We start from the raw sequence: 22,307 nt of genomic DNA, 5'->3' as shown, positions 1-22,307 counted from the left end.
GATCCTGTGGCGTACGAACCCATCGCCGGCCACGATGCCGGTGACGCCCGGCACGGCGCCCGCTACGGCGCGGTGCCGGGCCCGGGCGTCCGCGCCCGCACGGCCGGGGCGCTCATGCTCACCTGGGTCGGGCTGCTCTGGCTGATCGAGTCGATCGACCTGATGACCCACCACGCGCTGGACACCTTCGGCATCGTGCCGCGCGAGCCCGGGGAGCTGCGGGACATCGTGCCGGCGGCCTTCATCCACTTCGGCTTCGACCACGTCGCCGCCAACAGCCTCCCGTTGCTGGTCCTCGGGTTCCTGGCGGCGCTGCGCGGCACCCGCCGCTTCCTGAGCGTGGCCTTCGTCATCATCCTGTGCAGCGGCCTGGGCGTCTGGCTGGTCGCGCCGCCGCACACCAACACCGCGGGCGCGTCCGGTCTGGTCTTCGGCCTCTTCGGCTATCTGCTGGTGCGCGGCTTCGTGGACCGGCGGCTGATCGACATCGCGGTCGGACTGGTCGTCGCGGTGCTGTACGGCTCGATCCTGTGGGGCGTGCTGCCCACCGCGCAGGGCGTGTCCTGGCAGGGCCATCTCTTCGGCCTGGCGGGCGGTGTGGCGGCGGCGTTCCTGTTCCGGGACCGACCCGCCGACGGCTTGATCCGCTGAGGCCGTAGGATCCGGGAAACACGATCACGGGGGGCGGTCGCGCATGACCGATTTCAGCAAGCACGAAGGCATACCGCCGCAGGACGCGGCACCTCAGCAACCGCCGCAAGGGCCGCCGCAGGCAGCCCCGCAGGACCCGCCGCCGCCCGGACCCGGCCCGTACGCCGCTCCCGGCCCCGGCGCGGGACCGTACCCGCCGTCGCCCCCGCCGTACGGCCACCCCGGTCCCGGCTGGGCGGGCGCCCCCGGTTACCCGCCGCCGTTCCCGCCGCCGCCGATGCGGCCGCCGACCGGTCCGGCGATGTGGGCCCACCTGAGCGCCCTGATCACGGTCCTCGTGGGCTCCAGCATCTGCTGCCTCGGCTGGGCGCTGGGCTGGATCCCGCCGCTGATCATCCGCAACAACGAGCAGAACAAGTACGACCCGTTCATCCGCCACCACGCCGCGCAGGCGATGAACTACGGCATCACCGCCGCCATCACCGTCCTGCTGGGCGGCGTCGGTTACCTCGCCGGCTTCGGTGGGGTGATCTGGCACGGCGAGGACGGCGGCCCGATCGCCCTGGCCATCGTCGGCTTCGGCCTGCTCGCGCTCTGCGCGCTCCACATGCTGCTCGGGATCATCTTCTGCGCCATCGCCAGTACCAAGGCCAACAGCGGCCAGTGGTGGCGCTATCCGCGGTTCGTCGCGCTGCCCTTCCTCAAGTCCGAGCAGGGCTGAGCGGATCTGAGCAGGGCCGGGACTTCCCGGAGGCCGGGGGCCCCGGCGGCGCTCAGACGCCGAGCCCCCGGACCGTCAGGTCCAGCAGCGCGCACACGAACAGCGCCATGCCGATGAAGCCGTTGACCGTGAAGAACGCGCGGTTGAGCCGGCTGAGGTCGCCGGGCTTGACGATGCTGTGCTCGTAGACGAAGGCGCCGCCGACGATCAGCATGCCGACCCACCAGAACGCGCCCGCGCCGACGGCCAGTCCGTACCAGACCAGCAGCACGGTGGTCACCACGTGGCTGACGCGCGCGCCGTACAGCGCGCCGTCGATGCCGAACCGGGCCGGCACCGAGCGCACGCCGTGGGCCCGGTCGGCGGCGACGTCCTGGCAGGCGAAGATCAGGTCGAAGCCGCCGATCCACACGCCGACCGCGAGACCGAGGACGACCGCGTCCCACGACCAGGTCCCGCTGACCGCGAGCCAGGCGCCGATCGGGCCCATGGCCTGCGCGAGTCCGAGGATCGCGTGCGGGTAGTCCGTGAACCGCTTGCCGTAGGGGTAGACCACCATCGGGACCACCGCGATCGGCGCGAGTGCCAGGCACAGCGGGTTGAGCAGCGCGGCCGCGCCGAGGAAGAACACCACGGCGATCAGCGCGCCGGTCCACGCCGAACGCACGGAGACGGCGCCGGTGACCAGTTCGCGCCCCGCGGTGCGCGGATTGCGGGCGTCGATCTCACGGTCGATGATCCGGTTGCAGGCCATCGCGAAGGTGCGCAGGCCCACCATCGCGACCGTGATCAGGAGGAGCTTCCACCAGTGCACGCTCCGGTCCTGCGCGAACATCGCGCTGAGCGCGGCGATGTAGGCGAAGGGCAGCGCGAAGACCGAGTGCTCGATCATCACCAGCCGCAGGAACGCGCGGACTTTGCCGTCGGGCCGGGGCGAGGGGCCGAAAAGGTCCGGGGTCGCGGATTCCGCGCTCACAGGCCGTACTCCTTCCAGCGGCGGTCGACCTTCGCGGCGGTCTCCGGGTCGGAGAGCACCATCTCGGGCCAGCCACCGTCGCGGGTGTAGCCCTCCTCGGGCAGCTTCCGGGTCGCGTCGATGCCCGCCTTGCCGCCCCAGAACTGCTGGTAGGAGGCGTGGTCGAGATGGTCCACAGGACCTTCGACGACCGACAGGTCGCGGGCGTAGTCGGTGTTGCCCAGCGCCCGCCAGGCGACCTCGTGCAGGTCGTGCACATCGCAGTCGGCGTCGACGACGACGATCAGCTTGGTCAGCGACATCATGTGCGCGCCCCAGACGGCGTGCATCACCTTCTGGGCGTGCTTGGGGTACTTCTTGTCGATGGAGACGATCGCGCAGTTGTGGAAGCCGCCCGCCTCGGGCAGGTGGTAGTCCACGATGTCCGGCACGATGATCTTCAGCAGCGGCAGGAAGAACCGCTCGGTGGCCCGGCCCAGCGGGCCGTCCTCGGTCGGCGGCCGGCCGACCACGATGGACTGCAGCAGCGGCCGCTTGCGCATCGTGACGCAGTCGACGGTCAGCGCGGGGAAGGGCTCCTGCGGGGTGTAGAAGCCGGTGTGGTCGCCGAACGGCCCCTCGGGCAGCGTCTTCCCGGGCTCCAGCCAGCCCTCCAGCACCACCTCGGCGTGGGCGGGCACCTGGAGCGGGACCGTCTTGCAGTCGACCATCTCGACACGCTTACCCCCGACGAAGCCCGCGAAAAGGTACTCGTCGATGTCGCCGGGCAGCGGGGCGGTGGAGGCGTAGGTCACGGCCGGCGGGCAGCCGAAGGCGATGGCGACCGGCAGCCGCTCACCGCGCCGCTGCGCCACCTGGTAGTGGTTGCGGCTGTCCTTGTGGATCTGCCAGTGCATGCCGATGGTGCGGCGGTCGTGCCGCTGGAGCCGGTACAGGCCGAGGTTGCGGACGCCGGTCCCGGGGTCCTTGGTGTGCGTCAGGCCCAGGTTGAAGAAGGAGCCGCCGTCCTCGGGCCAGGTGAACAGCGCGGGCAGCGCGTCGAGGTCCACGTCGTCGCCGGTGAGGACGACCTCCTGGACCGGCGCGTCCTTGACCTTCTTCGGCGGGACGTGGGTCATCCCGGCGAGCTTGCCGAACGCCTCGCGCACCCCGACGAAGCCCTGCGGCAGTTCCGGCTTCAGCAGCCCGCCGATGCGGTCGCTGATGTCGGCGTAGGACGTGAGGCCGAGCGACTTCAGCAGCCGGCGGTCGGTGCCGTACACGTTCATCGCCAGGGGCATCGAGGAGCCCTTGACGTTCTCGAACAGCAGCGCGGGGCCGCCCGCCTTGTTCACCCGGTCGACGATCTCCCCGACCTCCAGGTACGGGTCGACCTCGGCGGTGACGCGTCTGAGGTCGCCCTCCTTCTCCAGGGCCCTCAGCAGCGAGCGAAGATCGTCGTAAGCCATGCTGTCCAGTATCCGGTACGCACTACTCTTGACCCGTCACCGGGGCCCTGTCATGCCCCGCCGTCGCTGCCTGGGGGGCATTCCCGCGATGATCCGGCTTCTCCCGTTCCTGCTGGTGCTGGCGTTGATGATCTACGCCTTCATCGACTGCCTCAACACCCCCGAGGAGCAGGTCCGCGGCCTTCCCAAGGTCGTGTGGATCATCATCATCCTGCTCTTCGGCGAGATCCTGGTCGGCCCGATCGTCTGGCTGGTCGCCGGCAAGCACCGCACCGCGCCGGGCGGCGGCAGCACCCCCGCGGAGTGGCACCGCAACCACCGCACGCAGTGGGTCGCCCCCGACGACAACCCGGCGTTCCTCCACTCGCTCCGCGAGGAGAACAAGCGGGACGAGGAACTGCTCAAGAGCTGGGAGGCCGACCTGCGCCGCCGCGAGGAGGAACTGCGGCGCCGCGACAACGGCCCCGGCGGCACGCACGACGAAACCCCGCCCCGCGGCTGATCCGCGCGGGACACTGGCCGTCATGGACAACGCACAGGCGATGCTCGCGACGGCCGTGGCCGAGGCCCGGGCCGGCCTCGCGGAGGGCGGTATCCCCATCGGCGCCGCGCTGTACGCCGCGGACGGCCGGACGGTCCTGGGCCGCGGCCACAACCGCCGCGTGCAGGACGGCGACCCGTCGGCGCACGGCGAGACGGCCGCCTTCCGCGCGGCCGGCCGGCAGCGCACCTACCGGGGCACGACCATGGTGACCACGCTGTCGCCGTGCTGGTACTGCAGCGGCCTGGTGCGGCAGTTCGGGATCTCCCGGGTGGTCATCGGCGAGGCCCGCACCTTCCACGGCGGCCACGACTGGCTGGCCGAGCACGGAGTGGAGATCGTCCTGCTGGACGACCCCGCGTGCGTGGGGCTGATGACGGACTTCATCGGGGCCCGCCCCGAGCTGTGGAACGAGGACATCGGCGCGTGATCCCCACCATCGACCTCGGCCCCTGGCTCACCGGCGACGGCGCCGACCGCGCCCGCCTCGCCGCGACCGTCGACGAGGCCCTGTGCACCGCCGGCTTCCTGCTGGTCACCGGGCACGGCGTGGATCCGGGACTGCGCGCCGCCATCCGGGAGTCGGCGCGCGGCTTCTTCCTGCTGCCCGCCGCCGCCAAGCAGGCGTACGCGGTGCGGGTCGGCGGCCGCGGCTGGCTGGGCCCGGGCGCCGAGGCCAACGGCTACGCGGAGGGCACCGCGACCCCGCCGGACCTGAAGGAGTCCTGGTCCTTCGCGGCCGAGGAGCCCACCGGCGATCCGGTCGTGGACGCCGAGTGGTTCCTGCCCAATGTCTGGCCGTCCCAGGTGCCGGGACTGCGGCCGCTGGTGACGGACTACATGACGCGGATGCGCGAGCTGTCGGACCGGCTGCTGGAACTGCTGGCCACCGCGCTGGGCGCGCCGCGGGACTTCTTCACCCGGCACACCGGACATCCCACCTGGGGCCTGAACCTCAACTGGTACCCCGGTACGGAGGTCGTCGGCGCCCCCGCGCCCGGCCAGTTCCGGATCGGCCCGCACACCGACTTCGGCACGGTCACCGTGCTCGACCGCCAGCGGGGCAAGGGCGGCCTGCAGGTCCACACCGACGCCGGCGGCTGGCAGGACGCCCCGTGGCACCCGGACGCCCTCACCGTCAACATCGGTGATCTGATGGCCCGCTGGACCGGTGACCGCTGGCGCTCCGGGCGGCACCGCGTGCTCCCTCCGCCGGCCGACGCGCCGGCGGAGGAGCTGATGTCGCTGGTGTGGTTCTACGAGTGCGACCCGGGCACCCGGGTCGCCCCGCTGCCCGCGCCCGCCGGCCGAGTCGCGTACGAGCCGGTGGACTCGCACGCGTACCTGAGGGCCAAGCTGGACGCGATCGGCGTGGACGGCGCCGACTGAGCCCGCGGGGGCGGGCCCGGCGGCTCAGACGCCGGCGTAGGAGTGCTTGCCGGTGATGAAGATGTTCACGCCGTAGTAGTTGAACAGGAAGCACGCGAAGGCGAGCAGCGCCAGGTAGGCGGCCTTGCGGCCCTTCCAGCCGGCGGTGGCGCGGGCGTGCAGGTAGCACGCGTAGACGACCCAGGTGATGAAGGACCAGGTCTCCTTGGGGTCCCAGCCCCAGTAGCGGCCCCAGGCGGCCTCGGCCCAGATCGCGCCCGCGATGATCGTGAAGGTCCACAGCGGGAAGACCATCGCGTTGACCCGGTACGCGAACTTGTCCAGGCTCGCGGCGGCGGGCAGCCGGTACATGATGCCCGCCCAGGTGCCCTCGGCCTTGCCCGAGGCCGCGAGGGACGTCTCGTAGTGGTCCCGGAGCAGGTAGAGCAGCGTGGCGACCGCGCCCAGGTAGAACACCGCTCCGGAGATGATCGCGCAGGAGACGTGGATCCACAGCCAGTACGAGTGCAGGGCGGGCACCAACTGGTCGCTGTCCGTGTAGAGGACGGAGACGGCCAGGCCCAGGTCGAGCAGGACCGAGGTGGTCAGGATGAGCCCGATCCAGCGGACCTTCTTGCCCAGCGCGAGCAGCACGAGGTACGCGGTGACCGCGACGGCGCCGAAGGTCGTGGAGAACTCGTACATGTTGCCCCAGGGGGCGCGCTGCACCGACACCGCGCGGGCGACGACACTGCCCACGTGCAGCAGCCAGGCCAGCGCGGTGAGGGAGATCGCCATCCGGCCGTAGGAGTCCCCCTGCTGGTCGCCTCCGGCGGCGCCGGGACCGTCGGCGAAGCCGCGGTCACTGCTGGAGGCGCGGGTGACGACCGTCGGCCGCTGCAGGGTGGCGGTGCCGCCGCCCTTGACGGTGACGGTGACCGCGGGCCGGGCCTCGGCGGGTTCGGCGGCGAGCGCGGCGGAGGTCCTGGCGACCTTGCTGCGGCTGCCGAAGACCCACTCCGCGATGTACGCCAGGAAGGCCAGCGTGTAGACCGCCATCGCCGAGTAGATCAGGTAGTTGCTGATATGGGCGACGTTCTCGTTGACCGCGGCAGCGATGGTCACGCGCGCGCTCCTTCGTCATCGGGCAGGGGTTCTTCTGAGGATTCCGGGTCCGCCGCGGGCAGCAACGGTGCCGTGGTCGTGAGGTCGGCGGCGAGGTCGCCGAGTTCGTCGGCGATCCGCACCGACTCGCTGCGGCCGAGTCCGGCCAGCTCGACGACGGTGACACCGTCCGCGCCGCGCACCGCCCGCACCCAGACGCGGCGGCGCTGGATGAACAGCGATCCGGCCAGACCAAGGATGGCGCCGACGGCGCTCACCAGCGCCCAGCCGTTGCCGACCTGGTGGGAGACCTGGAAGCTGGCCCAGGTCTTGACGCCGTCGAAGGTGAGCGTGCCGTCGCCGTTCGGCAGGGTCAGGGTGTCGCCCGTCTTCATGGCCTTGCGGACGATCTCGCCGCCCGCGTCCTTGAACTGCTTCATGTTGGTCGTGTCGAGCTGGTACACGTTCTGCGGCAGGCCGGCGTCCACGCCCAGGTCGCCGTAGTAGGCGGTGAGGACGAGCGCCGGGTAGTCCAGGGCGGGGAACGTGGAGTGCGGGCCCTGTGTGGCGTTCAGCCCGAAGGTCGGGGTGAACAGGCCGCTGAAGCCGTACTGGATCCGCTTGTCCGCGTGGTTGCGGGCGTCCATCACCTTGATCACGCCGGACGACGTGAGGTTGCCGTCCTGCGGCAGGAAGGGCACCGGGCCCTGGAAGACCACGTTGCCCTTGCCGTCCTTGACGGTGACGGAGGGCGCGTAGCCGTGGCCGATGAGGTAGACCTTCGAGCCGCCGATCTCCAGCGGCTCGTTGACCTCGATCGCCGACGGGGTCCGCTTGCCGTCCGCGTCCGTCCAGTAGTGGATGTTGGCGCGGAAGGTGCGCGGGGTGCCCTTCTCGGGGCCGCTGCGGGCGTACGAGGCGGTGAAACCGTCCAGCTTGAAGCCGAAGGTCGCCAGGTCGTCGGCGTTGTAGAAGGTGCCGGGCTTGAAGTCGTCGTACTGGGTGAGGGTGTTGTTGAAGCCGTCGCCCTCGACGATCAGCTTGCCGCCCTCGGCCTTGAACAGCCCGCCCACCGCGAAGGCGATCAGCAGCCCGAACAGGGCGACGTGGAAGAGCAGGTTGCCGGCCTCGCGCGAGTAGCCCTTCTCGGAGGCGACCGCGGAGTCCGCCGCCCGGGTCCGGAAGCGCCGGCCGCGCAGCACCTGCCGCGCCGCCGCGAGCACCTCGTCCGGGTCGGCCTCGGTGCGCCAGGTGGCGTACGCCGGGAGCCGGGTGAGGTTGCGCGGCGGGAGCGGGGGCTTGGCCCGCAGCTGTCCGACGAACTGCCAGCTGCGCGGCACGATGCAGCCGGCGAGCGAGACGAACAGCAGGATGTAGATCGCCGAGAACCACACCGAGCTGTAGACGTGGAACAGCCCGAGCTTCTCGTACAGCGGCGTCACCGCGGTGTGCGCGTCCTTGAAGTCCTGGGCCTTGACCGCGTCGACGCTGGTCTGCGGGACCAGGGAGCCGGGGATCGCGGCCAGCGACAGCAGGAAGAGCAGGATCAGCGCGACCCGCATCGAGGTCAGCTGCCGCCACATCCAGCGCAGCCAGCCCCACACCTCGCGGACGGTCCAGCCGAGCCCGCCGGTGAGGCCGGGTCTGCGCACACCGCCGAACGAGCCCGGCACGATCTCGCCGAACTCCTCGACGGGCGCGGTGGACAGCTGGGCGCCGGCGGCCGCGAGGTCCGCGCCCGCGTCGGTGGTGTCTTTGGAGCTCATGGATCAGATCCCTGGGGTGAAGCCGGACGACCAGATCTGCATCTGGTAGACGATGTGGTCCCACACGCCGGTGACGAGCAGGACGCCGACCGCGACGAGCATCGCGCCGCCGGCCCGCATGACCCACACATAGTGGCGCTTGACCCAGCCGAAGGCACCGAGGGCGCGGCGGAAGGCGACGGCCGCCACTATGAACGGCAGCCCGAGGCCCACACAGTAGGCGGCGGTGAGCAGCGCGCCGCGCCCGGCGCTGGCCTCGTTGAAGGCGAGCGCGTTGACCGCGGCCAGCGTCGGGCCGATGCAGGGGGTCCAGCCGATGCCGAAGAGCACGCCGAGCAGCGGCGCGCCCGCCAGCCCCATCGTCGGCCTGCGGTGGAAGCGGAACTCGCGCTGGGTGATGCCGCCGACCAGGCCCATGAAGGCCAGTCCGAGGACGATGGTGAGCGCGCCGAGCACCTTGGTGATGACGCCCTTGTGCTCCTGCAGCGTCCAGCCGAAGTTGCCGAACAGCGCGCCGCCGGAGACGAAGACGGCGGTGAAGCCGATGACGAACAGCGAGGCCCCGGCGAGCATGCGCCCGCGCCGCGCCTCGGCGAGGTCGCTGCCGGTGACACCGGTCACGTACGACAGGTAGCCGGGGACGAGCGGCAGCACACAGGGGGAGAAGAAGGAGACCAGGCCCCCGAGCAGCGCGACCGGCACGGCGGCGAGCAAGGCGCCGTTGAGCACGGTCTGGTTGACGTCGCCTGCGGCGAGTGCGCTCACGTCACTTCTCCGCGACCACCGGGTCGAGCGCCTTGTGCAGCTCCCCGGCGCTCAGCTCCTTCAGGGCGCGCACCGCGATCTTCCCCTGCCGGTCCAGGATCAGGGTGGACGGGATGGCCTGCGGGTTGAGGCTGCCCTTGGGGAAGCGCAGCAGGAGGTCGCCGGCCGGGTCGTACAGGCTCGGGAAGGGGATGTCGAACTCCTTCTCGAAGGCCTTGGCCTGCGCGGTCTGCAGGTCACGGGTGTTGATCCCGACGAACTCCACGCCCTGGGCCTTCGTCTGCTTGGCCACCTCGGCCAGATGCGGCGCCTCGGCCCGGCAGGGCGGGCACCACGAGCCCCAGACGTTGACGACGACGACCTTGCCCTTGTAGTCGGCGAGGCTGAGCTGCGCGCCGTCGACGGTCTTGCCGCTCAGCTCGGGAGCGGCCGTGCGGTGGCCCTGCGCGATCGTGGAGATCTCACCGGTGCCGCCGACGTAGTTGCTCCCGTTGCCCGTGCCGTTGGAGGAGGCCGTGGAGGTCGAGCAGGCCGTGGCGGCCAGCGCGAACGCGGTCGCGCCGGCCAGTGCCGCGGCGCCGCGGAGCAAGCCGCGACGGGGGGCGCGCGTAGAACTCATGTGAAAAGTTTCGCATGTGGTCCCGAGCGATCTTACGCACCCCCGACACCTTTACCGAAAGCGGCGAATGCCCCGTATAAACGGCGCCTAACCCCGGCCTGGCGTGTGGTCGGCGAACGCCGTGACGAACGCAGCCTCGAAGGCCTTGAGGTCGTCCGGCCGGCGGCTGGTCACCAGGACGTTGGAGCCGCTGGGGTCGACCACGACCTCCTGGTCGAGCCAGGTGCCGCCCGCGTTGGTGATGTCGGTGCACAGGCTGGGCCAGGAGGTGAGGGTGCGTCCGCGCACCGCGCCCGCCTCGATCAGCAGCCAGGGCGCGTGGCAGATCGCGGCGACCGGACGTCCCTCGTCGAAGAAGTCCTTGGCGAAGCGGACGGCGTCGGGATCCAGGCGCAGGGAGTCGGGGTTGGCGACCCCGCCGGGGAGCACGAGGCCGTCGAAGTCCACCGAGGCCACCTCTTCGAGCGTGTCGTCCACCGGGAAGGTGCCCGCCTTGTCCAGGTGGTCGAAGGCCTGGACGGTGCCGTGCTCACGGGAGACGAGCCGCGGGGTGCCGCCGGCCTCCCGCACGGCCCGCCACGGGCTGGTCAGTTCGATCTGCTCGACGCCCTCGGCGGCGACGAGGAAGGCGATCTTCCTGCCCTGCAGCGGTGCGGTCATGGGGTTCCCTTCGATGCCTGGTCGGTGAATGCCCGGTCGTCGGTGCCTGGTTGCCGGTCAGGCGCCTTCCCCGAGCGGATCGGGCGAAACGGACCCTCCACCCCGGGAGGGGATACGTTCCTGCGCCAGGAACCGCCGCCAGCCGCCGGGCGGCGGCAGGCCCGGCCCGAGCGTGCGCAGCTTCGCCAGCACCGCCGGGTCCTGGACGTCCAGCCAGTCCACGAACTGCCGGAAGGACACCAGGCGCACCTCGTCGTGACCGGCGATCCGCCTCAGCGCGTCCTCCACCGCGTCCATGTAGATGCCGCCGTTCCACCGCTCGAAGTGGTTGCCGATGAACAGCGGCGCCCTGTTGGTCTCGTACGCCCGCAGGAAACCGGACAGGTAGGCGTCCCTCGCCTGCCGCTCCCACACCGGGTAGTTGACGGGATTGCCGCGGGTGGAGTTCGCCGACTGGTTGGCGAGCATGTTGTAGTCCATCGACAGGACCTCGAAGGAGTGCCCGGGGAAGGGCACCGACTGCAACGGCAGGTTCCACATGCCGTGCAACCGGCCCGGCCACATCTGCAGGCCTCCCGGCGCGCTCGCGTCGTAGCGCCAGCCCAGCCGCGCGGCGGTGGGCAGCAGGCCGTCCCGCCCGAGCAGGCAGGGCGTGCGGCCGCCGGTCAGCTCCCTGCGGTAGTCGAAGGGCAGGGCCGGCAGGTCCTCGAAGCCGGTGTTGGTGCGCCAGGTCTCCACGAAGGAGACCGCCTGCTCGATCTCGCTGCGCCAGTCCGCCGGGGTCCAGCGGCCCACCGAACCGGAGCCGGAGCAGAAGTGGCCGTTGAAGTGCGTGCCGATCTCATGGCCCTCCAGCCAGGCCAGCCGGACCTGTTCGAGGGTGGCGCGCACGTGCCTGTCGGAGAGGTAGCCGATCGCGGAGGCGCCGACGGGGTTGTTCGGGGGCCGGTACAGGTGCTTCTTGGACTCGGGGAGCAGGTAGATGCCCGAGAGGAAGAAGGTCATCTTCGCGCCGTGGTCGGCGGCGACCTTGCGGAAGCGCGAGAAGAGCCCGTCGTCGAGCTCCCCGGCACCGTCCCAGGAGAACACCACGAACTGCGGGGGCCGCTCCCCCGGCTCCAGGCGCCGCGCGACCGGCTGGTGCGGCTGCGGGCCGGTGTCGGCGGTCGAGCCGTCCCCGATCGGGCGGGCCGTGGACGCGGTGCCGGTCGTCCGCGGGCGCGGCGACACCTCCGGTCCCCCGCCCGGCGCGCGACGACCCTCGGTGTGATCCCTGCCACATCCCGCCAGACCCGCCGCGGCGGCACCGGCCGCCAGGCCCAGCACTCCACGCCGGCTGATCTCCCGCATTCCGCCCCATTTCCGTGCGCGACGGCCTCATCGCACTGGATGCCATGGAGGAGGGGCGGGCTCCTGCGTCGCACGGCGGATTCACCGGGAAAGCGGAGTGATTCGGCCACGGTGGCGGCGTGCCGGTTGCGGTCCGGGAGAAACGGTGGTGGGGGCGGTGCGGCCGGTGCCCCTGGAGGCACCGGCCGCCGCCGGGGCTACGCCCCGAAGCCCTTGCTGCCGCCCTTGACCGGCTTCGCGCCGGCCAGCAGATGGGCCGGGACGAGATCGCGGGCGGGCTCGCTGTACCCCACGGAGACGAGCTTGTCATCCTCGTAGGTGAACGTGGTCAGGCTGGCCAGGGTGCACTGCCGCTTGCGCGGGTCGTGCCACAGCCGCCGCCGCTCCGCGTAGCTGCGCACGGTCCAGATCGGCAGCTGGTGGCTGACGCAGACCGCCTCGTGGCCGCGTGCCGCGTCGCGGGCCGCCTCCAGCGCGCTCGTCATCCGGACGACCTGGTCGACGTAGGGCTCGCCCCAGCTCGGCCGGAACGGGTTGACCAGGAGCTTCCAGTTCGACGGGCGCCGCAGGGCGCCGTCGCCCACGCCGAAGGTCTTGCCCTGGAAGGCGTTGTCCGCCTCGATGAGGCGCTCGTCGCGCGCGACGTCCAGGCCGAGCACGGAGGCGATGGGCGCCGCCGTCTCCTGGGCACGCTCCAGCGGGGAGGCCACCACGTAGGTGATGTCGCGCCCCGACAGGTGCTCCGCGACCCGGTCGGCCATCTTCCGGCCGAGGTCGGACAGGTGGTAGCCGGGCAGGCGCCCGTAGAGGACCCCGCTGGGGTTCTCCACCTCGCCGTGCCGCATCAGGTGGACGACCGTGATCTCGCTCATGCGGTGGCCTCCGCGGCGGCGCGGGCTGCGGCCGGCAGGGCGGCGGCGATCCGTTCGATCGCGGCGGCGTCGTGCGCCGTCGACACGAACCAGGACTCGAAGGCCGACGGTGGCAGGTAGACGCCCTGCGCCAGCATCGAGTGGAAGAAGGCGGTGAAGCGGAACGACTCCTGCCGCTTCGCCGCGTCGTAGTCGGTCACGCGGCCCTCGGTGAAGAACACGGAGAACATGTTCCCCGCGGTCTGCAGGCTGTGCGCCACGCCCTCCTTGGCCAGCGCCTCGCTCACCAGGCCGGACACCTCGGCGGCGACGCGGTCCACCGTCGCGTACGCGGCGTCGTCCAGCAGCCGGAGCTGCGCCAGGCCGGCGGCGGTGGCCACGGGGTTCCCGGACAGCGTGCCCGCCTGGTAGACCGGGCCGGCCGGGGCCAGGTGCGCCATGACATCGGCGCGGCCGCCGAAGGCCGCGGCCGGGAAGCCGCCGCCCATGACCTTGCCGAAGGTCATCAGGTCGGGGCGGACGCCGTCGATGCCGTACCAGCCCGCCCGGGAGACCCGGAAGCCGGTCATGACCTCGTCGGAGATGTAGAGCGCCCCGTTCTCCCGGCACAGGTCGGCGAGGCCCTGGTTGAAGCCCTCCGCCGGGGGCACGACGCCCATGTTGCCGGGCGAGGCCTCCGTGATCACGCAGGCGATCTCACCGGGGTGCGCGGCGAACGCGGCCCGCACCTGGCCCAGGTCGTTGTAGGGCAGCACCACCGTGTCGCCGGCCTGCGCGCCCGTCACCCCGGGGGTGTCCGGCAACCCGAAAGTGGCAACGCCGGAACCCGCCGCGGCCAGCAGCGCGTCCACATGACCGTGGTAGCACCCCGCGAACTTGATCACCTTGGCCCGGCCGGTGAATCCGCGTGCCAGCCGGATCGCCGACATGGTGGCCTCGGTGCCGGACGACACCAGCCGCACCTGCTCGACCGGCGCGACCCGCGCGACGATCTCCTCGGCGAGTTCCACCTCGCCCTCACCGGGAGTGCCGAAGGAAGTGCCGCGGGCGACCGCGGTCTGCACGGCGGCGATCACCTCGGGGTGCGCGTGGCCGAGAATCATCGGTCCCCACGAGCACACGAGGTCCACATATGCGCGGCCGTCCGCGTCCTTGAGGTAGGGACCACTGCCGGACACCATGAAACGGGGCGTACCGCCCACGGCGCGAAAGGCGCGAACCGGGCTGTTCACCCCACCTGGGGTCACGGCGGCTGCTCGATCGAACAAGGTCTGAGAAACTGGCGCGTCGTAGGCGTACGGATAGCTCACAAGCACATGCTCTCAAATGCCGGGCGTTGCGCGATGAGGTATCGACCGTGCATCTGAGACGATGATCGGGTTGCGCGGTTGGGTCTGCGGATGGTCGGGTAGTGGAATGCAGCGCGGTGGCGAACGCGGTGGCGATCTGGGCGGCGGGGACGACGACCCCGATCCCGAGCACGCCCGTACCACCGGCCGGCGACGCCGGCCGTCAACAGAGCGCGACAAGGCCGTTGAGAAACGCGGGAGCAGGGGTGGCCGAGTGGGGGTGACCTACAAGTACTTCGGCGCACCCGACGGTGCCACGGCCGCGCGGGTCCCCATCTCCATGCGTCCGGAGGAGCTCGGCGGCGACGAACTGGGCCAGGGCATGTACACCAAGGTCAAGCCGGAGACCATGGCCGCCATGGTGCTCACCGGGATCGAGGGCATACCCCCGGCCAAGGTCCCGCCGCTGGAACTGGTCGTCCTCCACCCCGACTACGCCGTCGTCAAGCTGCCCATCTCCGTCGTCGAGCCGCTCCGCAAGGCCGACGAGGAGGCGCTCGGCGCCGCCGCGTTCATCTGGTCCACCGTCCCCGACCGGCGCGGTCCGAGGGACGCCTTCATGATCTACAAGATGCTCCACGAGTGGCAGGACTTCGCCCAGCGCTGCCATGAGAGCGGGCACCAGCTGTACTGCCTCGTCTGGCCCTGACCGGACGGCACACGCGAAAGGCCCGGCGCGTCGGTACGACGTCCGCCGGGCCTTCGCGTACGGGTCAGTTGGCGGGGGTGGGCTCCACCGGAGCCGGGGCGGGCGCCTCGGCGGGAGCCGCCGGGGCGACCGGGGCGACGGCGGCCTCGACGGGAGCCGCCGGAGCCTCCACGGGCGCGGCGGGGGCCTCGACAGGGGCCGCGGGGGCGGCGACCGGGGCGGGGGCCTCGGCCGGAACCGCGGGGGCGGCGACAGGAGCGGCGGGGGCCGCGACGGGTGCGGCCGGGGTCACGGCAGCGGCTGCGGCGACGGCGGCCGCGGCAGCGGCGGCGGCCTCCTCGACGGCCTTGGCCTCGGCGGCCTCCTCCGCCTCGATCTCCGCGGTGTGCTTGGCGACGAACGCCTCGCCCAGGACCTCGTGGGCCTCCTTGAGGTGGTCGAGCTCCACCTCGCCGTTCTCCGCGACGTGGCCCTCCAGGGCCTCGAACATCCTCTCCACCGGCTCGTGCGAGCCGCCGAGGCGCTGCTCGGCGTAGACCGCGACACCCAGCTTCAGGAAGAGCTCGGCCGTGCGGCGGTTGACGGTGAAGTCGTGGATGGCGTCACCGCCCGCATCAAAGCCCTTCTCGATGACTTCGAATGCCTTCTTGATGAGACTCACGCTGTGCTCCCCTGCACGTGCCTGTCGGACGACTGCCTGACTGTGACCTGATCTGACCTGAACTGACCCGAACTGAGCAGCGCTGTACGGCAACTGACCGAACGGGCCGGTCCGCGCCGAACCCTATGGCAGTTCCCCGGCCGATGGGCAGTCGCCCCGGCCCCCATCCGTCCACGGTGCCGGGGGGCCTGACGGGGCGCCGGTCGTCAGGCCCGGTGCGACGCCGCCGCGTACCGCTCCCGCGTGATCGCGGTGACCCGTACCGGCTGACCGTGGGCGGGCACGGTCGTCGTCCGGTCGAGGGTCATGCCGAGCTTGGCCATCACGCGGGCGGAGGCGTGGTGGTCGACGTGGCAGACGCTCACCAGCCGGTCCAGCCCGGCCTCGGTGAAGGCGAACTCCATTGCCGAGCGGGCGGCTTCGGTCGCGTAGCCGCGGCCCCAGTGGGCCCGACCGAGACGCCATCCGATCTCCACGGCGGGCAGGATCTCGGGCAGGAAGGCCGGCACCGTCAGCGCGACCCAGCCCGCGAGTTCGCCCGTGCCGCGGACCTCGACGGCGAAGGCGCCAGGGCCGTGCTCACGGTGCTCATGCCGGTCGCGCCCTTCACGCCGGAAGCGCTCCAGTTGGGCGGCGGTCTCCTCGCGGGTGCGGGTCGAGCCGTCCGCGATGAAGCGCATGACCTCCGGGTCGGCGTTGATCGCGGCCAGCGGGTCCAGATCCGCCTCCCGCCACGCCCGCAGGCGCAGTCGCGGGGTCAGCCGTTCCACTGCGCGTGCGACGCGTGCGCCGCCACGGCCTCGCGGAGTCGGCGCCGGGAGGGGTTGACCATGGCATGCCCGGCGACGGTCACCGTGGGCACGGTCTCGTTGCCGTCGGCGACGGAACGGACGAAGGCCGCGCCGTCCGGGTCCCGCCAGATATTGACCTTGGTGTGGCGCAGCCGCGTCACGAAGAGGTAGAGCCGCAGCCTCATGCAGTACGGGCAGCCGGGCCGCCAGTAGAGGACGACGCCGTTGTCCGGCCCTTCGCTCATGCTTCCCCGCTCGGCAGGCGTGGCAGCCGGGTCTCGTGCAGCCACGGTCGGAACACCAGCGCGTCCAGGGGCTGGTCGCTGTGCCGGTGGGCCAGTGCGATGAACTGGTCGGTGGTCACGCTGCCATGACGGTGCGTCCGGGTCCAGGCCTGTGCCAGCGCGAAGAAGGCGGCGTCGCCCATGGTGGTGCGCAGCGCGTGCAGGGCGAGCGCGCCGCGCTTGTAGACGCGGTCGTCGAACATGCGCCGTACGCCGGGGTCGGAGAGCCGCAGGTCCTGCGCCAGGGAGGCGAGCCGGGAGTGCGCGCGGGCGGCGTGGCGGGCGGCCGGGATGCCGCCGGAGACCTCCGACCAGAGCCATTCGGCATAGGCGGCGAAGCCCTCGTTGAGCCAGATGTGCCGCCAGTCGGCGATGCTGACGCTGTTGCCGAACCACTGGTGGGCGAGCTCGTGGGCGACCATGCGCTCGGAACCGCGCCGGCCGTCGACGTGGTTGCGGCCGAAGATGGACAGCGCCTGGGCCTCGACGGGGACGTCGAGTTCCTCGTCCACCACCACGACCGCGTACTCGGCGAACGGGTACGGCCCGAACAGCCCGGAGAAGGCCCTCATCATCTCCGGCTGGCGCCCGAAGTCGTGGCCGAAGTCCGCCACGAGCGCGGCGGGGACGGCGGCGGGCTGCGGTATGTCGCCGCCGATGTGGTCGATCAGCTCGTACGCGCCGATCTGGACGGTCGCGAGGTACGTCGGCATCGGCTCGGCCTGCTCGTACACCCAGGTCGTGGTCGAGGCGCCGACGCGGTACGACTCCAGGCTGCCGTTGGCCACGACCGCGTACGCCGAGGGCGCGGCCACCGTGATCCGGTAGCTGGCCTTGTCGCCCAGGTGGTCGTTGCAGGGGAACCAGGAGGGCGCCCCGATCGGCTGGCTCGCGACGAGGGCGCCGTCCTCCAGTTGCTCCCAGCCCAGGTCGCCCCAGTCACGGGTGCGCACCGGCTTGGGGTTGCCGACGTAGCGGACCTCGATCTCGAACGGTCCGGCGGGCAGCGTCTTCAGCGGCTTGATCCGCAGCTTGCCCGCGCGGTGCGTGTAGCGGCACGGCCGGCCGTCGACGAGGACCCGGTCCAGCCGGAACGGGCCGAGGTCCAGGCTCAGCCCGGACAGCGCGCGGGTGGCGACCGCCGAGATCCGCGCGCGGCCGGTCAGCCGGTTGGCCGCCGGGCGGTAGTCGAGCTCCAGGTCGTAGTGGGCGACCTGGTACCCGCCGTTGCCGTGCTCGGGGAAGTAGGAGTCGGCGGACACGTCCGCCCCCGGCGTGGCGGGGACGCTCTCCCCGCCACGCACGCGCTTGCCGTTGCTCACCCTCTGCGGGCCCCCTCTGTGTGCCAGGCGGAGATCGGGTTGCCCAGCCACCGGGTGCCCTCGGGAACGCTCTCCCCGCGCATGACCAGCGAGGCCGGGCCGATCGTGGTGCGCGCGCCGACGGTCGCCCCGGGGAGCACGATGCCGTGCGGGCCGAGCGTGGCGCCCTGCTCGAGGACGACCTCGTCCATGCGCATGATCCGATCGTGGAACAGGTGCGTCTGCACGACGCAGCCGCGGTTGACGGTGGCGCCGTCCCCGACCCTGACCAGGTCGGCTTCCGGCAGCCAGTACGTCTCGCACCATACGCCCCGCCCGATCCTGGCCCCCATGGTCCTCAGCCACAGGCTCATCAGCGGGGTGCCGCCGAGCGCGCCGACCGCCCACGGCACGGCCAGCACCTCGACGAAGGTGTCGGCCAGTTCGTTGCGCCAGACGAAGGAGCTCCACAGCGGCCGCTCGACCGCCCGGAAGCGCCCGACCAGCAGCCACTTCGCCTCGATGGCCACCACGCAGGCCACCGCGCCGGCGACGGCGAGCAGCAGCCCTCCGGCGAGCAGCGCCACCGCGACGCCGAACCGGCTCGCCAGCACCGCGTACCCGGCCAGCAGCAGCACGGCCAGCGCGGCCGCGCACATCAGGGGGACGACCCGGCACAGCTCGACGGCCCCGCGGGCCAGCACCAGGTGCCGGGGCGGCGCGAAGGTGCGGCTCTGGTCGGCGGCCTCGGGGGTGCGGGGCAGCTTCATCGGCGGCATGCCGAGGTACGAGCTGCCCGCCTTGAAGCCCTTGGGGGTCGACGAGAGCACGCCGACCAGGCCGTTCTTGGGCACCGAGCGACCGGGGGCGGTCATGCCGGAGTTGCCGAGGAAGGCCCGCTTGCCGATCCGGGCCCCGGCGATGCGCATCCAGCCGCCACCCAGCTCGTAGGAGCCGACCATGGTGTCGTCGGCGAGGAAGGCGCCGTCTCCCACGGTGGTCATCGAGGGCAGCGCGAGCACGGTCGAGGCCTCGACGCGGCGGCCGATCTTCATGCCGAGCGCCCGCAGCCACACGGGCGTGAACAGGCTCGCGTAGAACGGGAAGAGGTGCCCGCGGGCCATGTCCATCAGGCGTTCGGTCGCCCATGCCTGCCAGGCGACCCGGCCGTGCACGGGATGGTGTCCCTCGCGCAGGCCGAGGCCCAGCACGCGCACGCCGCCCAGCACGAGCAGCGCGTACGTCAGCAGCCAGGCGAGGGTGGCGAGCGGGACGGCGGCCAGCGCGGCGGCCAGGGAGGCGTGTCCGGCGCCGCGCAGGAAGGCGGCGAGGACGAGGACGGCGGGCACCGAGGCCACCGTCGGCAGCATGCCGAGCGTGAAGGACGCCATCTCGTAGGCGAGCGCCCAGCGCCGCTTGCGCGGCGGCCGGGTGTCGGGCCAGCGGTGGGACGCCTTGCCGGTACGGGCGGCGGGGACGCCCGCCCAGCGCTGCCCGGCGGGGACGGCGCCCTTCACTCCGGAGCCGGGCGCGATCTCGGCGCGCTTGCCGACGCGGGCGCCGGGGAACAGCGTGGAGCGCGAGCCGACGGTGGCGCCGGCGCCGATCCGGATCTTGCCGACGCGCAGCAGGTCGCCGTCGAGCCAGTGGCCCGCGAGGTCCACCTCGGGCTCGACGGCGCTGCCCCGGCCGAGTTTGAGCATGCCGGTCAGCGGCGGCAGGGAGTGCAGGTCGGCGCCGTCGCCGATGCGGGCGCCCAGGGCCCGCGCGTAGTGGGTCAGCCAGGCGCCGGTCAGCTGGGTCGCGCCGCTGAAGTGGGCGAGGCGTTCGGCGGTCCACAGCCTCAGGTGCACGCCGCCGCCGCGGGGGTACGTCCCCGGGCGCACGCCGCGCAGCAGCAGCCGCGCGCCGCCCGCGGAGATCGCCAGCCGGCCGGCCGGGCTGATGAGCAGGGCCCAGCCGACCACGACCCACCACCACGACACGGTGGGGGCGCCGGTGGAGGCGCCGAGCAGCGTCAGCACATTGCCGAGGGCGGCGGCCACCACGCCCCAGCGCAGCCCGGCCAAGGTGAGCAGCGGCAGCATCAGCGCGAGCTGCGCCGCGGCCGCGCGCCGGGGCACCGGCGCGATGGTGCGGGCGGCGGTGCGGCGGGCGTCGGCCTCGTCCAGCCGCGCGGCGAGGCCGGCGAGCGTGGGGTGCTGGTAGATCTCGCTGACCGAGGCACTGGGGAAGCGGGTGCGCAGCTGGGAGACCAGCCGGGCCGCGGTGAGGCTGCCGCCGCCGAGCGCGAAGAAGTCCGCGTCGGCGCCGGTGGCGGGCGCGCCGAGGATCTCGCCCCACTGTTCGGCGAGCCAGGTCTCGGTCTCGGTCAGGTCGCCGGGCAGCGCCCCCGCGGCGTCGAGAGCGGGCAGCGGCCAGGGCAGCGCGTCGCGGTCGACCTTGCCGGAGGTCCGGGTGGGCAGCGTGTCGACGACGGCGATCAGCGGGACGAGCGCGGCGGGCAGCGCCTCGCGCAGCCGGGCCAGCGCGTCGGTCTGGTCGAAGGCGTCGGTGCCGGCGACGTAGCCGACGAGGATCTGGTTGCCGGCCCGGGTGGTGCGGACGGCGGCCGCGGCACCCGCGACCTCGGGCAGCGCCTGGAGCGCGGCGTCGATCTCGCCGAGCTCGATGCGGCGGCCGCCGAGCTTGATCTGCTCGTCGGCGCGGCCCATGAAGATCAGGCCCTCGGGCTCGGCGCGGACCAGGTCGCCGCTGCGGTAGGCGCGCTCCCAGCCGAGCGGGGGCAGCGGGGCGTACTTCTCGGCGTCCTTGGCCGCGTCCAGGTAGCGGGCCAGGCCGACGCCGCCGATGACCAGTTCGCCGGTGGCGCCCATGGGCAGCGGCTCGCCGGCGGCGTCCACGACGGCCAGTTCCCAGCCGTCGAGGGGCAGCCCGATGCGGACCGGGCCCTCGCCGGTGAGCTGGGCGGCGCAGGCGACGACGGTGGCCTCGGTCGGGCCGTAGGTGTTCCACACCTCGCGGCCCTCGACGGCCATGCGCTCGGCGAGCTCGGGCGGGCAGGCCTCGCCGCCGAAGATCAGCAGACGTACGTCGTCCAGGGCCTCGATGGGCCACAGGGAGGCCAGCGTCGGCACGGTGGAGACCACGGTGATGCCCTGCTCGACCAGCCAGGGGCCGAGGTCCAGTCCGGTGCGGACCAGGGAGCGCGGCGCGGGCACCAGGCAGGCGCCGTGCCGCCAGGCCAGCCACATCTCCTCGCAGGAGGCGTCGAAGGCCACCGACAGGCCGGCCAGCACCCGGTCGCCGGGCCCCAGCGGCTCCTCGGTGAGGAAGAGCCGGGCCTCGGCGTCGACGAAGGCGGCGGCGGAGCGGTGGGTGACGGCGACGCCCTTGGGCTTGCCGGTGGAGCCGGAGGTGAAGATGATCCACGCGTCGTCGCCCGGCCCGGGGCGGCGGCCCGGCTCGCCGCGCGGCGCGGCGTGCGGGGTGATCGCGCGGTGCTCGCCGATCACGGCGCAGACGCCGGCCTCGGAGAAGACCAGCTCGGCGCGCTCGTCGGGGTCCTCGGCGTCGACCGGCACATAGGCGGCGCCCGCGGCCAGGACGGCGAGGATCGACACGTACAGGTCGACGGTGCCCGAGGGGACGCGTACGCCCACCCGGTCGCCGGCGCCGATCCCGGCGTCGGCCAGGCGGCGGCGCAGCCGCTCGGTCTCGGCGGCCAGCGCGCGGTAGCTCAGCGCGGTGGTGCCGTCGTCGACGGCGGCCGCGGCGGGGTGCGCGCGGGCCGTGGCGGCGAGGATGTCGAGCAGGGTGCGCTCCGGCGCGGCGTCGCCGGCGCGGAAGAGCGCCGGGACGGGTTCGTCCGGGGCGGTGGCGACGCCCGCGAGGGCGGCGTCCAGCAAGGGCAGCTGCGGGAGCGGCGAGTCGACGAGCGTCACGCGGGGCTCCCCGGCTCGAACGACCCGGACGCCGGTGGCGCGCCGGCGGACGCGCGGAACACCTGGTGCCGGTCGCTCACGGCCAGAGACGGACGCATGTCAAACCCTCCAAAAGTCAAGGACCACTGCGGTGCCGGGGTCCGCGCGACGGGCGGTCCCGGCCGGCCGGGGACGACGCTGTCCCGGCACCGCGGGCTTCTTCCCGCGGCTGGCGTACGCCCGGCACATCCCCGTTCCGCTGTCGTCCGCTCTGGACGACGACGGGCCCTTTCACCTGGCGTCACGAATAGCAAACAGGCAGTTTACCTGCCATTAATCCGCGCGGCCCGCCGAAACGGGCACCAAGTGGCTGGTCTCACAACGGGTCCGCCACCGGACGGGGGTCCCGGTGGCACGGCCGAAGGACGCCGGCGCCTCCTTTCCGCAGGTGACACGACGGTCCCGACGCCGTTCACCCGTCCTTCCCCGGCGGTTGGGCCGGGGCCCG

Annotated in this window: 21 protein-coding genes; 6 read left to right on the top strand and 15 right to left on the bottom strand. The window is 72.6% G+C overall.

All coding sequences use genetic code 11. From position 1 onward, the window contains the following. The first annotated feature begins 114 nt into the window (after positions 1-114). A complete protein-coding gene (locus ACFYXS_RS30680) occupies positions 115-651 on the top strand; it encodes a rhomboid family intramembrane serine protease (RefSeq protein WP_389254375.1) in 537 nt (178 codons plus the stop codon). 43 nt (positions 652-694) lie between these two features. Continuing rightward, the gene (locus ACFYXS_RS30675; protein WP_389254050.1) at positions 695-1,372 is read left to right on the top strand and encodes a DUF4870 domain-containing protein; all 678 of its coding nucleotides are present in this window, start codon (positions 695-697) and stop codon (positions 1,370-1,372) included. Between the two features lie 52 nt (positions 1,373-1,424). Here the strand turns inward: ACFYXS_RS30675 and mqnP are convergent, their stop codons facing one another. Both mqnP and ACFYXS_RS30665 read right to left on the bottom strand, forming a co-directional pair. Beyond that, positions 1,425-2,348 carry a menaquinone biosynthesis prenyltransferase MqnP gene (gene mqnP / locus ACFYXS_RS30670; RefSeq protein WP_389254048.1) on the bottom strand — a complete coding sequence of 308 codons (924 nt, stop codon included), beginning with the start codon at positions 2,346-2,348 and terminating at the stop codon, positions 1,425-1,427. Then, entirely contained in the window at positions 2,345-3,796 is a 1,452-nt protein-coding gene (locus ACFYXS_RS30665) for a menaquinone biosynthesis decarboxylase (protein WP_389254046.1), read from the bottom strand. The genes mqnP and ACFYXS_RS30665 overlap by 4 nt, the downstream gene beginning before the upstream one ends. A gap of 88 nt (positions 3,797-3,884) precedes the next feature. Between ACFYXS_RS30665 and ACFYXS_RS30660 the strand changes: the two genes are divergently transcribed. Genes ACFYXS_RS30660 through ACFYXS_RS30650 form a run of 3 tightly spaced genes read left to right on the top strand, consistent with a single transcriptional unit; the run spans position 3,885 to position 5,726 of the window. Continuing rightward, positions 3,885-4,298 (top strand): PLD nuclease N-terminal domain-containing protein, encoded by a 414-nt coding sequence (locus tag ACFYXS_RS30660; RefSeq protein ID WP_389254043.1) that lies wholly within the window; start codon positions 3,885-3,887, stop codon positions 4,296-4,298. Between the two features lie 22 nt (positions 4,299-4,320). Continuing rightward, positions 4,321-4,767, top strand: coding sequence for a nucleoside deaminase (locus tag ACFYXS_RS30655; protein WP_389254041.1), 447 nt, complete (start codon positions 4,321-4,323; stop codon positions 4,765-4,767). After that, a complete protein-coding gene (locus tag ACFYXS_RS30650) occupies positions 4,764-5,726 on the top strand; it encodes an isopenicillin N synthase family dioxygenase (RefSeq protein ID WP_389254039.1) in 963 nt (320 codons plus the stop codon). The genes ACFYXS_RS30655 and ACFYXS_RS30650 overlap by 4 nt, the downstream gene beginning before the upstream one ends. Before the next feature lie 24 nt (positions 5,727-5,750). On the opposite strand, the gene ccsB is transcribed toward ACFYXS_RS30650, so the two are convergent. From ccsB to hemL, 8 genes are all read right to left on the bottom strand, one after another. Then, positions 5,751-6,830: a c-type cytochrome biogenesis protein CcsB gene (ccsB, locus tag ACFYXS_RS30645; protein ID WP_389254037.1), complete on the bottom strand. Its 1,080-nt coding sequence runs from the start codon at positions 6,828-6,830 to the stop codon at positions 5,751-5,753. Further along, positions 6,827-8,575: a cytochrome c biogenesis protein ResB gene (locus ACFYXS_RS30640; RefSeq protein ID WP_389254035.1), complete on the bottom strand. Its 1,749-nt coding sequence runs from the start codon at positions 8,573-8,575 to the stop codon at positions 6,827-6,829. The genes ccsB and ACFYXS_RS30640 overlap by 4 nt, the downstream gene beginning before the upstream one ends. A gap of 3 nt (positions 8,576-8,578) precedes the next feature. Then, complete coding sequence (locus ACFYXS_RS30635; RefSeq protein ID WP_319658370.1) at positions 8,579-9,340, bottom strand: cytochrome c biogenesis protein CcdA; 762 nt, start codon at positions 9,338-9,340, stop codon at positions 8,579-8,581. A 1-nt stretch (position 9,341) separates the two neighbouring features. Then, entirely contained in the window at positions 9,342-9,959 is a 618-nt protein-coding gene (locus ACFYXS_RS30630) for a TlpA family protein disulfide reductase (protein WP_389254033.1), read from the bottom strand. A gap of 87 nt (positions 9,960-10,046) precedes the next feature. Next, positions 10,047-10,619, bottom strand: coding sequence for a type 1 glutamine amidotransferase domain-containing protein (locus ACFYXS_RS30625; protein WP_389254031.1), 573 nt, complete (start codon positions 10,617-10,619; stop codon positions 10,047-10,049). Positions 10,620-10,676: 57 nt separating this feature from the next. Next, positions 10,677-11,969: a hypothetical protein gene (locus tag ACFYXS_RS30620; protein WP_389254029.1), complete on the bottom strand. Its 1,293-nt coding sequence runs from the start codon at positions 11,967-11,969 to the stop codon at positions 10,677-10,679. 197 nt (positions 11,970-12,166) lie between these two features. Continuing rightward, positions 12,167-12,841, bottom strand: a complete 675-nt coding sequence (locus ACFYXS_RS30615; protein ID WP_389254027.1) for a histidine phosphatase family protein — start codon at positions 12,839-12,841, stop codon at positions 12,167-12,169. After that, positions 12,838-14,151, bottom strand: coding sequence for a glutamate-1-semialdehyde 2,1-aminomutase (hemL, locus tag ACFYXS_RS30610; RefSeq protein ID WP_389254025.1), 1,314 nt, complete (start codon positions 14,149-14,151; stop codon positions 12,838-12,840). The genes ACFYXS_RS30615 and hemL overlap by 4 nt, the downstream gene beginning before the upstream one ends. A gap of 106 nt (positions 14,152-14,257) precedes the next feature. On the opposite strand from hemL, the gene ACFYXS_RS30605 reads away from it, so the two are divergent. Beyond that, positions 14,258-14,839 (top strand): hypothetical protein, encoded by a 582-nt coding sequence (locus tag ACFYXS_RS30605; protein WP_319658364.1) that lies wholly within the window; start codon positions 14,258-14,260, stop codon positions 14,837-14,839. A 64-nt stretch (positions 14,840-14,903) separates the two neighbouring features. Here the strand turns inward: ACFYXS_RS30605 and ACFYXS_RS30600 are convergent, their stop codons facing one another. From ACFYXS_RS30600 to ACFYXS_RS30580, 5 genes are all read right to left on the bottom strand, one after another. Continuing rightward, positions 14,904-15,500: a hypothetical protein gene (locus ACFYXS_RS30600; protein ID WP_389254022.1), complete on the bottom strand. Its 597-nt coding sequence runs from the start codon at positions 15,498-15,500 to the stop codon at positions 14,904-14,906. A gap of 206 nt (positions 15,501-15,706) precedes the next feature. Next, a complete protein-coding gene (locus ACFYXS_RS30595; protein WP_389254020.1) occupies positions 15,707-16,270 on the bottom strand; it encodes a GNAT family N-acetyltransferase in 564 nt (187 codons plus the stop codon). Then, positions 16,258-16,536, bottom strand: coding sequence for a glutaredoxin domain-containing protein (locus ACFYXS_RS30590; protein WP_389254018.1), 279 nt, complete (start codon positions 16,534-16,536; stop codon positions 16,258-16,260). Before ACFYXS_RS30590 ends, ACFYXS_RS30595 begins: the two co-directional genes overlap by 13 nt. After that, positions 16,533-17,897: a M1 family metallopeptidase gene (locus ACFYXS_RS30585; RefSeq protein WP_389254016.1), complete on the bottom strand. Its 1,365-nt coding sequence runs from the start codon at positions 17,895-17,897 to the stop codon at positions 16,533-16,535. The genes ACFYXS_RS30590 and ACFYXS_RS30585 overlap by 4 nt, the downstream gene beginning before the upstream one ends. Then, a complete protein-coding gene (locus ACFYXS_RS30580; protein WP_389254373.1) occupies positions 17,894-21,790 on the bottom strand; it encodes a Pls/PosA family non-ribosomal peptide synthetase in 3,897 nt (1,298 codons plus the stop codon). Before ACFYXS_RS30580 ends, ACFYXS_RS30585 begins: the two co-directional genes overlap by 4 nt. Positions 21,791-22,307: the final 517 nt, after the last annotated feature.

This window comes from Streptomyces sp. NPDC002574 (assembly GCF_042889545.1).
Taxonomy (GTDB): domain Bacteria; phylum Actinomycetota; class Actinomycetes; order Streptomycetales; family Streptomycetaceae; genus Actinacidiphila.
This window is presented reverse-complemented; position numbering and strand designations above follow the sequence as displayed.